Source organism: Solwaraspora sp. WMMD937 (assembly GCF_029581175.1).
In the GTDB taxonomy this organism is placed as follows: domain Bacteria; phylum Actinomycetota; class Actinomycetes; order Mycobacteriales; family Micromonosporaceae; genus Micromonospora_E.
The window spans coordinates 5,178,058-5,190,241 of sequence record NZ_CP120738.1 but is presented as its reverse complement, the minus strand read 5'-3'; the positions used below and the strand labels follow the sequence as shown (position 1 = coordinate 5,190,241).

Annotated in this window: 8 protein-coding genes; 4 read left to right on the top strand and 4 right to left on the bottom strand. The window is 71.7% G+C overall.

Features of this window, described 5'->3' with window-relative positions; all coding sequences use genetic code 11:
- Positions 1 to 2: 2 nt before the first annotated feature.
- Positions 3 to 437, bottom strand: a complete 435-nt coding sequence (locus O7621_RS22835) for a hypothetical protein (protein ID WP_282231155.1) — start codon at positions 435 to 437, stop codon at positions 3 to 5.
- Between the two features lie 314 nt (positions 438 to 751).
- On the opposite strand from O7621_RS22835, the gene wrbA reads away from it, so the two are divergent.
- Positions 752 to 1,372 carry an NAD(P)H:quinone oxidoreductase gene (gene wrbA / locus O7621_RS22830; protein ID WP_282231154.1) on the top strand — a complete coding sequence of 207 codons (621 nt, stop codon included), beginning with the start codon at positions 752 to 754 and terminating at the stop codon, positions 1,370 to 1,372.
- On the opposite strand, the gene O7621_RS22825 is transcribed toward wrbA, so the two are convergent.
- A complete protein-coding gene (locus tag O7621_RS22825; RefSeq protein WP_282231153.1) occupies positions 1,347 to 3,392 on the bottom strand; it encodes an anthranilate synthase family protein in 2,046 nt (681 codons plus the stop codon). The genes wrbA and O7621_RS22825 overlap by 26 nt on opposite strands.
- 198 nt (positions 3,393 to 3,590) lie before the next feature.
- Here O7621_RS22825 and O7621_RS22820 point away from each other — a divergent pair, with 198 nt between their 5' ends.
- The 3 genes from O7621_RS22820 to O7621_RS22810 all read left to right on the top strand — a co-directional run bounded on the left by O7621_RS22820 (position 3,591) and on the right by O7621_RS22810 (position 8,261).
- Positions 3,591 to 5,006: an FGGY family carbohydrate kinase gene (locus O7621_RS22820; protein ID WP_282231152.1), complete on the top strand. Its 1,416-nt coding sequence runs from the start codon at positions 3,591 to 3,593 to the stop codon at positions 5,004 to 5,006.
- Positions 5,007 to 5,106: 100 nt separating this feature from the next.
- Positions 5,107 to 7,842, top strand: coding sequence for a nitrate- and nitrite sensing domain-containing protein (locus O7621_RS22815; protein ID WP_282231151.1), 2,736 nt, complete (start codon positions 5,107 to 5,109; stop codon positions 7,840 to 7,842).
- Between the two features lie 5 nt (positions 7,843 to 7,847).
- On the top strand, positions 7,848 to 8,261 hold the full coding sequence (locus O7621_RS22810; RefSeq protein WP_199757848.1) for a roadblock/LC7 domain-containing protein: 414 nt from the start codon (positions 7,848 to 7,850) through the stop codon (positions 8,259 to 8,261).
- A gap of 2 nt (positions 8,262 to 8,263) precedes the next feature.
- Here the strand turns inward: O7621_RS22810 and O7621_RS22805 are convergent, their stop codons facing one another.
- Together O7621_RS22805 and O7621_RS22800 are read right to left on the bottom strand one after the other, a co-directional pair.
- Entirely contained in the window at positions 8,264 to 9,796 is a 1,533-nt protein-coding gene (locus O7621_RS22805) for a serine/threonine-protein kinase (RefSeq protein ID WP_282231150.1), read from the bottom strand.
- Positions 9,797 to 9,920: 124 nt separating this feature from the next.
- Entirely contained in the window at positions 9,921 to 11,477 is a 1,557-nt protein-coding gene (locus O7621_RS22800) for a GH1 family beta-glucosidase (RefSeq protein WP_282231149.1), read from the bottom strand.
- Between the last annotated feature and the right edge of the window lie 707 nt (positions 11,478 to 12,184).

Below are 12,184 nucleotides of genomic sequence, written 5' to 3'. Positions count from 1 at the left end.
CTTCAGCCGTCGGGCTGGTCGAGCGCGGCGACTGTCACCTGGTACGACGGCTCGTCGGCGTACTCCTCGCGGTAGCAGATCCGCTGGATCTGCCGGTCGGTGACGAACAGCGCCACGTCGACGAGGACGCCGAGGTGGGCGACGGCACCGGCCGGCTCATGGCGCTTGTCCTGCAGTACGTCGCCGATGCCGCCGAGGAAGTTCGTCGAATGCCCGAACTGGTGCTCGCTGGGGCGGCGTACCACGACCTCCAGCGCAACCGGCTCGGTCAGCGGCGTCCAGCCGCTGCGTTGCGCCGCGTCGCACGCTGCGGTCAGCAGGGTACGGACCCGCGCTGCCTGCCGATTGCCGGCGGTGAAGATGGACAGTGTCTGATTCTTCAGTGGTGGCAGGCCCGGGACCTCGAACGCCAACGCGAGCGCCTGACGGTCACGCATCAGGACCTCCTCGAGGATCGACGGCGGGCCCGCCGGGCTGCCGGCGGGCGTACCGGCGGGAGAGCGGGTCGGCGGCGGCGGCGACCGAGTCGTAACGAAAACTACCTACCCTGTTCACGCGTCGCCCAGGGTCCGTTCGTTCACAATCCCGGATCCAGCGTTGTGCGCGGACCGGCGGCGCGAGCGTCGCACCTGCGAAGGCGGACGGATCGGCGGGCACCGTCGGAGCCGGCGCCGGGCACCGGTGTTTGCCGGCGCAACGAACGGGTAGCGCGGTACCGGGGCAGACCCGAGCCGAACCGAAGGAGCTATCGATGGACGACCCGATCAACCTGTCGGTGATCTACTACAGCGCCACCGGGACCACCTATCAGATGGCGCAGGTCGCCGTGGAGGCCGCGGAGAAGGCCGGCGCGCAGGTGCGGCTGCGCAAGGTCCGCGAACTCGCCCCGGAGGAGGCAATCCGGTCCAACTCCGGCTGGCACGCGCACCGGTTGGAGACCGAGGACGTGATGGAGGCCGAGATCGACGATCTGGCCTGGTCGGACGCGGTCATCTTCGGCACCCCGACCCGGTACGGGGTGATGGCCGCGCAGCTGAAGCAGTTCATCGACGGCAGTGGGCCGCTGTGGGCCAAGGGGGTCCTGGTCAACAAGGTGTTCTCCGGGTTCTGCTCCACCGCCACCGCGCACGGCGGACAGGAGGCGACGCTGCTGTCGCTGTACAACGTCGTCTACCACTGGGGCGGCATCGTGGTCACCCCCGGCTACGTGGAGCCGAGCCAGTTTGTCGGCGGCAACCCGTACGGCGCCTCCCATACCAGCAACAACGGCGAGATCCCGCCGGACGAGGCGGCGCTGACCGCGACCGCCCTGACCGCCCGGCGGGTGGTCGACATCGCCGCGGCGGTCAAACGCGGTCTGGCCGCCGGTTGACCGCGACCAAATCGACCAGCAGGTCCCGCAGCACGTCCAGGCCGTCCGGGCTGAGTACCGACTCGGGATGGAACTGCACCCCGGCGAACCGCGGGCCGACCAGCGCGTGCACCGCGCCGTCGATCTCGTCCCGGCACAGCCGGACCTGCCCGTACGCGGTGGGTAGGCTCGCGGTGGCGCTGCTGGCGGTGAAACTTGAGTAGAAGCCGACCCGGCGCGGGACACCGAAAAAGTCGATCTCCCGCTGCAGTCCCTGGCTGGGCAGTGGCCGGCGGGTCACCGCCAGACCGAGCCGGTCGGCCATCACCTGATGACCCAGACAGATGCCGAGCAGCGGCTGCCCACGGTGCAGCGCGGCGTCCACGACCCGGCGCAGCACCGCCATCCGGGGCTGCGCCGGGTCGGTCGGGTCACCCGGGCCGGGCCCGGCGACCAGGACGTCCGCGGTGGCCGGGTCGACCGTCGCGATCTGGTCCCAGCGGACCTGCCGGACTGCCGCGCCGAGCGCCCGCAGCAGGTGGGCGAGCATGCCGGTGAAGCTGTCCTCGGCGTCCAGGACCAGCACGTCCAGACCGGTCAACTGGGACTCGGCCACCGCACCGGGAACCCGCTGCTCCAACCAGAATCGGGCCAGCCGGTCGTTGCGGGCGGCCAAGGCGCGTACCACGGTGGGGTGTTCGGGGTGGGCGAGCGCGGCGGTGACGCCGGTGCCGGGCGTCCCGGCCGGAAGTCCGATTCCGCAGCTGGCGGCACCGTCGGTCGCCGGCCGGTCCGCCGGCACCGTCAATCCGGGTGCGGCTCCGGAGACAGATCCGGAGGCGAGCCCGAGCGACGCAAGGACCGCCGACGCCTTCGCGTGCGTCTCGGCTACCTCACCGGACGGTGTGGAGTGACGCACCAGGGTCGCGCCGACCGGCACCCGGATCTCCCCGGTCAGATCGATCTCGGCGGCCCGGATCAGGATCGGGGCGTCCAGCGTCTGCGCGCCGTCGCTGTCGTGGCCGAGCAGTGCGAGCACCCCGGCGTAGTAGCGGCGTCCACCGGGGCTGTACCGGGCGATCACCCGGCAAGCGCTCTCGATCGGGCTGCCGGTGACGGTCGGCGCGAACATCGTCTGCCGGAGCACCTGCCGGACGTCGTGGCAGTTGCGTCCGGCGAGCAGGTACTCGGTGTGGCTCAGCCGGGACATCCGCTTCAGGTAGGGGCCGATCACCTGGCCGCCGTGCTCGGCAACCGTCGCCATCATCTTGAGCTCCTCGTCGAGCACCATGTAGAGCTCCTCGATTTCCTTGGGATCGTCGAGGAACGACAGCACGGTGGCGAGATCCGGTTCGCCCTGCGGATGCCGCAGAGTGCCGCTGATCGGGTTCATCATGGCCAGTCCGTCGCTGACGCTGACGTGCCGTTCCGGCGTCGCGCCGACCAGCACCCGCTCGCCGGTGTAGACCAGGAACGTCCAGTAGGCCCCGCGTTCGTCGCGCAGCAGCCGGCGAAGCGCGCTCAGCCCGGCGACCAGCGCCGCCGAGCGGCCTACCCGGTCGGCGGCGGACCCGCCCGGCGCCACCAGCCGGGCCCGGTAGGTGCGGTGCAGCACGAAGTTGGCACCGGCACCGTTGCCGATCTCGTCCCGCAGCACCCGGGCCACCAGGTCGGCGTACTCGTCGTCGGTTTTGTCGAAGCCGCCGCCGTCGGTCGCCACCGGTGTGCCGGGCAGGTCGCGGACCGCCGTCGCGACCGGCACCTGCCGGTAGGCCGACACCCGGATGCACTCCAGTGGAAGTCCGTCGTCGACGTGGGCGAACCCGCGTTCGGCGATCTGCCGGTACGGGACCACCGCCAGCGTCGCCGGCTGGTTCGCCGGTCCAGCCGGCAGCGGGATGTCCGCCAGCCGGTCGGCGCGGTGCGGTGTGCCGCGAAGCAGTTCGACGACATCGGCGCCGTCGCGGCGCAGCAGCGCGAACGGACCTGGGTCGACGCCGTCGTGCACGGCGCGCAGCAGGCTGGACAGGTGGTCGGTCATCGGGTCCCTCCGGGCTTCGGGCGGCCCGGCGAGGAACTGCCCAGGTGGGAACCCGGTGGCCGCCTCGACGGGCGGCCGGATGGTTTCGCGCTAGACGCGCGGCGGGGCCGCCAGGTCGGCGGGCCACCAGCAACGAGTGAGCGCGAGCATGGCGACAGCATACCGGTCCAGGCCCGTGGCTGGGTACGGTGATCGACGATGAGCATCCTCGCCCTCGATCTCGGCACCTCCTCGGTGCGCGGCCTGATCCTCGACAACGCGGCCGCGCCGCAGCAGGACGCGTTGGCCCGCCGCAAGGTGGCGCTGGCGGTCGACCGGGACGGCGCCGCGACCCTCGACCCGGCCGACTACCTGGCCGCTCTCATCGACTGCGTCGACGAGCTCGACTCGGCCGGCCGGCTCGACGGTGTCGAGCTGGTTGCCTCGGCGGCCCAGTGGCACTCGGTGTTGCCGCTGGATCCTGCCGGTGCCCCGATCGGCCCGCTGATGACCTGGTTGGACACCCGGCCGGCCGCGTTGCCCGGTGCGGCCGCGCCAGCCGACGAAACCGATTTCCACCAGCGCACCGGCGCCTGGTGGCACCGCTTCTACTGGACGGTGCGACTGCCGTGGCTGCGCCGCCACTGCGGCGGCCGGCCGGCGTGCTTCGTCGGCCTGCCGGAGTATGTGCTGACCGGTCTGCTCGGGCCTGCGCCGATGTCGGTGTCCCAGGCATCCGGCACCGGCATGCTCGACCTGGTGACCATGCAGTGGGACCCCGAGGCCGTGCAGTTGGCCGAGGTGCGTCGCGGTGAGCTTCCGGAGCTGGCCCCGGCGGACTGGCGTGGGCAGCTGCGGGCCGAGTTCGCCCGGCGTTGGCCGGCGTTGGCCGGCGTGCCGTGGACCCCGACGATCGGCGACGGTGCCGCCTCCAACATCGGCTCCGGATGTCTGGACCCCAGTCGGGCCGCGGTCACCGTCGGCACCTCAGCGGCGGTACGAGTGGTTCAGTTGGCCGCGCAGGGGGTCCCGTTGCCGCCGTTGCCCGCGCACCTGTGGCGCTACCGGGTCGACCACACCCGGATCGTCACCGGCCGGGCCTACTCCGCCGGCGGCAACCTGTACAGCTGGGCGAACCGGGAACTGCGCCTGCCGCAGGGCGCCGAGCTGGAACGGGCGCTGGAACTGATCGAGCCGGGTGAGGGCGTACCGGCGGATCCCCGGTTCGGCGGCGACCGCCCGCCGGGCCGAGCCCCGGCCGGCTCCGGCGAGCTGCGCGGACTGGGGTTCGGCACCACGGCGGTCGACATCTTCGCCGGGCTGATGGAGGGCGTATGCCGGCAGGTGGCCGGTGACCTGGACGAGATCGAGTCGACGATGGCCGGCCCGGTGAACGAGGTCGTTCTCGGCGGTGGCGCACTCGCCGCGTCAAACTGGTGGCGTCGAGCGTTCGGTGCGGCACTCGCCCCGCGTCAGGTGCGCTACATGGCCGAGCCCGAGGTCGGCGCCACCGGGGCCGCGCTGGTGGCGCTCGGCCGGCTCGACGGGCCGGGGCCGGCACGCGACATCGGCCGGACGGACGATGGCGAGTCGGCGGGTAAGCTACCCGCCAGTCAGCCACTGTATCCTTCGTGAGTCTTCCCGCAGGTCGCCGCGTTGACAGCGGAACGTGGCCTGGTTGGATGGACTCCGCTCCTCGGCTTGGCCGGTGTCGGGGAAACTGCGAGGAGGCGTGGTGGTAGCTCCCGGTGGCCCGTACGACAACGCGGTGCCGTACCCCCGCCGTCGCCTGACCGACGACGACGGGGTGACGCCACACCGTCGTCGGCTCCGGCTGCGCCCCCGGGACTGGCGGATGGGCGCGAAGCTCGCTGCAGTTCTGATCGTCCCATCGGTGGCGTTCCTGGTGGTCGCCTCGGTACAGACCGGCTCACTGGTCGGCCAGGCGACGGCACTCAACGAGTTCGCCCGCCAAGTGCAGATCGGCGAGCAGGTCACCGCGCTGGTACACGAGCTGCAGCAGGAACGCGACCGGTCCGCCGGGGAACTCGCGGTCCGGCAGGCCGGCGTCGGGTTCGACCCGGAGCGCAGCGTCGAGGTGCTGCAGCCGCACTACGACGCGGTCGACCGCCGGATCGCCGACTTCCTGGCCGCCGCCGGTGCGCAGTCCGGCGGGGACGCGGCCTGGCAGACCGCCTACAGCCGGGTGCTCGAATCGCTGGACCAGCTGCCACAGCTGCGTGAGTCCATCTCCGGCGGCGCGGTCGGGGCCGACACTGTCTTCGGCAACTACACCCGGGCCATCGACGCTCTGCTGGAACTGCTCGCCGAACCGTCGCCAGGTCAGGACCGACCGGAGCTGACCCAGGCGGTGCTGCGCAGCGTCCAGCTGGCCCGGGTCAAGGAGCTCGGCTCCCGGATTCGCGCACAGCTGTACGCCGCCGCCCGGGCCGGCCGGTACGGCCCCGAGGACCAGGTCAGCCTGACCGACCTACGGGCACAGCAACTGACCGCGCTCGCCGAGTTTCGGGTGACCGCGACCGGCAACCAGATCGCCCGGTACAGCCAGGCCGCCGCCGACCCCCGGTTCGTCGCCGCGGTGGAACTGGAGGAAACCACCATCGTCGGTGGCGCCGCCAGCCCGGCGGTGCTGGAGCCGGACGCCTGGTGGGCCGCCAGCCAGGACCGGCACCAGCTGCTGCGCCAGGTCGAGTCGAGCGTGCTGGGCAGCGCGGTGAGTCTCGCCGACGCCCGCAGCGACCAGCAGCTGCAACGGACCGTGCTGGTCGCCGGGGCGGTGCTCGGCGTGCTGTTCATCGCGTTGTTCACCTCGGTGGCGATCGGGCGGTCGATCGCCCGATCGCTGCGTGTCCTGCGGAGTCAGGCGTTGCAGGTCGCCCAGCTCGACCTGCCGGACACCCTGCAACGGCTCCGTTCGGTGGAGTCCGGGGTCCCGCAGATCGAGATTCCTCCGGCGGCGGTACGCACCCGCGACGAGATCGGTGAGGTCGCCGAGGCGTTCGTCGCGGTGCACCGTAGCGCGGTGACCGTCGCGGTGGAGCAGGCGGTCATGCGCCGCAACGTCAATGCGATGTTCGTCAACCTGGCCCGCCGCAGCCAGGTGCTGGTCGAACGGCAACTGGAGCTGCTTGACGAGCTGGAACGCGACGAGGGTGACCCGGACCAGCTGGATAACCTGTTCAAGCTCGACCACCTGGCCGCCCGGATGCGCCGCAACGACGAGAGCCTGCTGGTGCTGGCCGGCACCGAGGCGAGCCGCCGGTGGAGCCGCCCGGTGGCGCTGTCGGCGGTGACCCTGGCCGCCGCCGCCGAGATCGAGCAGTACCCGCGGATCCGCCACGACGTCGAGGACAAGCTGCAGATCGTCGGACACGCGGTCGGCGACCTGGTGCACCTGCTCGCCGAGTTGCTGGAGAACGCCACCGCCTTCTCCCCGCCCTACACCAACGTGCACGTCACCGGACACGAGTACGCGCCCCAGTCGGTTCTCATCGAGATCACCGACGAGGGGATGGGGATGTCCGCCGAGGCGATCGAGCAGGCCAACGTGACCCTGGCCGAGCCGCCCGCCGCCGACGTCGCCGCCTCCGAGCGGATGGGGCTGTTCGTGGTCAGCCACCTGGCTGCCCGGCTCGGGGTACGGGTGCAGTTGCGGCCGGCCGAACGTGGGCTGGTGGCCAACGTGTGGCTCCCCGGCACGGTGCTGGCCACCCCGGACGAAAGTTCGCCGTACGTCGCGTCGGCCGGCCGTAGTCCCACCGACTACCCGACCAGGGAGATGCGTGCCGTCGGAGCCGCGGTGCGGGCCAGCGCCGGTGACCCGGTGGCCAACCAGCCACCGGCCGCACTGGCTGGTCATGGGCCGGCGTTCGCCCCGCCGGCCGCGCGTCCGTCGATCCCGGCGGACGAACCGGTTCCGGTCGTGCCGGCGCAACCAGCTGTGGTCGAGCAGCCGCGTGCGGTACCGACGCTGCGTCCGATGACCGCGCTGCCGGCCGGACCGGCCGCTGGTGACCGGGCCGTGGCGGTCCGGCGCGGCGGCCGTCGACCCACCCCGGTGCGGGCCGAGGACATCCTCGCCTCGGCCGGTGGCGCCTCGGCCGGTGGCACTGCGGCCGGTGGCGCTGCGGCCGGTGGCGGCAGCGTCTGGTGGGAACGGCAGCGTGGACCGGTCGCTCCGCTGCCACCGACACCAGCGCCGCCGGTGGTTCCGGTGACCGCCGGGACCAGCAGCAAGGGACTGCCGGTACGGGTGCCGATGGCGTCGTTGCCCGTTTCCGCCGAATCTCCCGCAGCTCCCGTTCCGGCGCCGGTCGACGAGCCGGATCCGGATGCGGTCAGCAGCGTGCTGTCCCGCTTCTACGGCGGTGTGCGGCGGGCTGAGTCCGAAGACACCAGCGAAATGACCATGGCGCCGGCCGGCCGCCGTGGTGAGGAGGAGCAAGAGTGAAGACCTTGAGCAAGGAGGCCCGCGACCTCAGCTGGTTGGTGAGCGCGTTCGCGGAGCGCGTGCCGGGTGTCGCGCATGCCATCGTGGTGTCCTCGGACGGTCTGCTGGTCGCGGTCTCGGATCATCTGCCCCGGGACCACGCCGACAAGCTGTCGGCGGTGACCTCCGGGCTGATGAGCATCACCAGCGGCGCGGCCCAGATGTTCGACAATGACGTGGTGAAGCAGACCGTGGTCGAGATGGGCCGCGGCTACTTTTTGATCATGAACATCCGGGACGGTTCGATCCTCGCCACGCTTGCCGCAAGCGACGCGGACATCGGTGTCGTCGGCTATGAGATGGCGCGGTTGGCCAAGCAGGCTGGTGAGATGCTGACTCCGGCGTTGCGCGCCGAATTGCAGCAGGCGCTGCCGCGCTGAACTCAGTCGGCGACGTCCACCATGAGCGTGGTGAGCATGAGGTCGAGCTGGATGGAAATATCGGTGTCCACTGTGCCCTCTCGCCGGTGTCCGGCGAGTCTCGACCTCAGCTCGCCGGTCCGGTGTCGTAGCTGCTCGGGCGTGGCACCTTCCGCCACCGAGACGCGCAACTGGTCGGCCGCGTCGCGTAGGTCAGCCGCAGCATCCGCACGGATCCGCCCGTCGGTGGAGCCGTCGGCCACGAGCAGATCGAACTGCTCCACCACCCGCGCCGCCGTGGCCAGCAGCTCCGGTGGCGTGTCGTCCGAGCCGGTCGGTGGCCCGGTGGCCTCGGCCGCCGGCGCGGTCGCAACCGGCGAGGGCGCCGCCGCCTGTTCGGCGGCCGGCAGAGGTGCGCCGAGTACCGCGGCCGCCACGACCGCGAAGGCCAGCAGCGCCGCCGCGCCGGCCCCGGCAAGACCGACCGCCGTCGGGGACAACCGGGCGCGGCCGGTGGGCGGTCGTGCGCCGGCCGGGTCCGCCGCGCCCGCTGGGCCGGCCGGCCGCACCACCATCGCGGCCCGCCGCGGTGCCGGCCGGTCCGGCTGCGTCACCAACGCGGCCCGCCGCAGCACCGGCCCGGCCGGCCGGGCCGTCGGTAGCCGGTCCACCAAGGTCCGGCCGCCGGGCGAAGCGCCAACCGGGCGCGGACCGGGCAACGGGAATTCGACCATCACGCCGAGCACCGTGTGCAGGGCGTCGGCGACCTCACCGGCGGCCGGCCGCTGGGCCGGATCCCGGCTCAGGCAGGCGAGGCAGAGGTCGGCGGCCGGGGCGGGCAGTCCGTTGGCGCGGGGCCGCGCCGGCGGGTCCGGCCGCTGCAGTCGGACGGCCGCCTCCCGCCAACTGCCAGCGGGCACGGGTGGTGCCCCGGTCAGCATCTCGTAGTAGAGCGCGCCGAGGGCGTAGACGTCGGCCGCCGGATGGGCGGGCCAGTGGTGCAGCCGTTCCGGTGCGGCGTACGCCGGGGTGCCGAGTAACCAGCCGGCGTCGGGCGCAGGTCGGCCGTCGGCCACTGCGGCGATGCCGAAGTCCAGGATCTTGGCGCCACTGGCGGTGAGCATGATGTTGCCCGGCTTGATGTCCCGATGCACCACCCCGATGCGGTGGGCGGCGGCCAGGCCGCTGGCCACCTGTGCGGTCAACCAGACCGCAGCCTGCCAGGGCAGCGGCCCGCCAGCCAGTCGGGCGGCGAGATTCTCCCCGTCGACCAGTTCGAGGACCAGGAACGGCACCACGTCGGTTTCGGTTATCGCCGCCTCGCCGTAGTCGTACACCTGGGTGACGTGCGGATGCGTGATCCGGGCTGCGGCCCGGGCCTCCTTCCGACAGGCGGCCCGTACCGCTGGCGCGATCGGCGGCGTGAGCGCCTTCACCGCGACCGGTCGGCCGAGCAGTTCGTCGCTGGCCCGCCACACCTCGGACATCCCACCCAGCCCGATCCGGTCGACCAATACGTATCTCCGGTCGAGACGCAACCCAGGACCGAACACCATGGTCACAGTCTGTCCTGGGACGTGTGCGGCGTGGTGTGGATTTCTGGTTACCGACGGTGAGTTCCACCGGAGGATGTAATCCCGTCGTCTCCCCGCCCGGCCTGGCCGTGGAGCATCGCCTCGGTCAGATGGCGTTCTCCGCGATCACCCGCCGGTACCAGTGCGCGCTCCGCTTGAAAATCCGCCGTTGCGTTGGGTAGTCGACGTATATCAGCCCCCAGCGCTGCTGGTATCCCTCGGCCCATTCGAAGTTGTCCAGCAGCGACCAGACGTGGTAGCTCTCCACGTTGACGCCGGTGCTGATCGCCCGATGCACGGCGGCAAGGTGATCACGGAGGAAGGCAACCCGGCCGGGGTCGTCCACCGAACCGTCCGCCGCCAGCCGGTCCGGGGTGGGCAGGCCGTTCTCGGTGATCGTGATCGGCACGGTGCCGTACTCCCGGTGCACCCGGGTGAGGACGTCGAACATGCCGTCCGGGTAGATCTGTTGCCAGTCCGCCTCCGAGGTCGGCCAGCGTCGGACCGTGCTGCCGTCTGCGGCGACGTAGAACGGGGTGTAGTACTGGACGGCCAGCAGGTCGATCGGCTCGGCGATGACGTCGAGGTCACCGTCATGGATCCCACCGGCCAGCCGGCTGGCCGGACCGAGATCGGCTAGGACGTCCGCCGGGTAGCTGGCGAGGAAGATCGGGTCCAGGTACAGCCGATTCTCGTAGCCGTCGTACAGGCGGGCCGCGGCGGCGGCGGCCGGGCTGCCGTCGGCGGGGTAGCAGGGATGCAGGTTGAGCGCCGGGCCGATCCGGCACGCGGCCCGCTCGGCGCGCAGCGCCTGTACGGCCAGGCCGTGCGCGAGCTGGAGGTGGTGGGCGACCAGGTACGCCCCGTCCGCGTCCGGTCGGCCCGGTGCGTGATGCCCGCTGAGATAGCCGTTCTGTACCACGGTCTTGGGTTCGTTGATCGTCAGCCAGATCGGGACCTCGCTACCGAGGGCGTGGAACAGGATCTGGGCGTACTCGGCGAAGCGGTACGCGACGTCGCGCTGTTCCCAACCGCCGAGGTCCTGCAGCGCCTGTGGCAGGTCCCAGTGGAACAGGGTGGCCATCGGCTCGATGCCCCGTTCGACCAGCCCGGCGACCAGTCGGCGGTAGAAGTCCAGCCCGCGCCGGTTGGGCTGCCCCGTCCCGTCGGGCTGGATCCGTGGCCAGGAGATGGAGAACCGGTAGCTGTGTAGCCCGAGCTTACGCATCAGGTCGAGATCGTGGCCGTACCGATGGTAGTGGTCGGCCGCGATGTCGCCGGTGTCGCCGCCGCGGGTCCGACCGGGGGTGTGGCTGAAGGTGTCCCACACCGATTCGCCACGGCCGTCCTCTTTGGCGGCGCCTTCGATCTGGTAGGCGGAGGTCGCCGCGCCCCAGCGGAAGTTGTTGGGAAAGTGCAGACCGATCGGACGTTCGGGATCGGTGCGGTGGCGGACGGCCGGGTCGGCTCCGGTCGCGCCGGCTGGTTCGGCTCCGGCCGGGCCGACCGGGTCGGCGATGGCTCGGCCGGGTTCGGCGCCGGTGATGCGTCCGGTGCCGGTGCCGGTGGCGCGGCCTGGGTCGCCGCTCGGATCGTCGTTCGCTGCGCGGACGGCGGAACGCTCGGCCCGGCGGTGCAGGTGCCGGCGGGACAGTACGGCCATCGGGCTCTCCTGACAGTGGTGTCCGATCCACTGCGGTGCGGCACGGGCGCGCGGATGCGCCGGTCAGGTGGCGCGGATGGGGGATCGGCGGTGGTGGAACCGGGTCGCGTCGGCCGGACGGCCGGACGGGGTGCCGGGTCGACCGATTTCCTGCCGGGCGCGGGGAAGTAGTGTGGGGACGGGGAGGGCAACCCCCGTCCCCACCATCAGTTGCTCTCACGCACGAGCGGTTTGGCGTCCAGGTCGTGCGTGACGCGCGGGAGCCGGGCCACGCGAGTGGCTCTGGATCCACCTCCTCTCCCAGGTGGTGTCTGCAGCTGCCGGCGGAGTCCGGGCTGGCCCGCCGTCAGCTGTACGACCGGTAGTGGTGTGCTCCACCGGAGCGGCGGAGCACCGCAGGCACGGTGTACTCTCACGTGTTGCCACATCCATCGATGGAAGCGCTCCCATCGACGTTGGTTCTGGACTGTAGTCTCCGTCACGGGTTTGTGAAAGACCCAAAACGAGATCGAAACATGTTGGTGGCGTGAGTGAGTTCGTCCGCGCCCGACCTTCCCTGGTGAATTGCCTGCTCAGCATGAGTCCGTCCCGGGTCTGCGGTGGGTTGTCGAAGGTTGCCACTTGCTGCGGGAGCGCTCCCATGTAACACTGTCGACCATCGCAGGTGGGAGCCAGCAGACCACGCGACAGCGGCAGCCGAGGGCATC

Excerpts from the sequence above, each read along its gene's own strand:
- O7621_RS22835 (WP_282231155.1), bottom strand. The coding sequence starts at position 437 with ATGCGTGACCGTCAGGCGCTCGCGTTGGCGTTCGAGGTCCCGGGCCTG.
- wrbA (WP_282231154.1), top strand. The coding sequence starts at position 752 with ATGGACGACCCGATCAACCTGTCGGTGATCTACTACAGCGCCACCGGG.
- O7621_RS22805 (WP_282231150.1), bottom strand. The coding sequence starts at position 9,796 with ATGGTGTTCGGTCCTGGGTTGCGTCTCGACCGGAGATACGTATTGGTC.
- O7621_RS22800 (WP_282231149.1), bottom strand. The coding sequence starts at position 11,477 with ATGGCCGTACTGTCCCGCCGGCACCTGCACCGCCGGGCCGAGCGTTCC.
- O7621_RS22825 (WP_282231153.1), bottom strand. The coding sequence starts at position 3,392 with ATGACCGACCACCTGTCCAGCCTGCTGCGCGCCGTGCACGACGGCGTC.
- O7621_RS22820 (WP_282231152.1), top strand. The coding sequence starts at position 3,591 with ATGAGCATCCTCGCCCTCGATCTCGGCACCTCCTCGGTGCGCGGCCTG.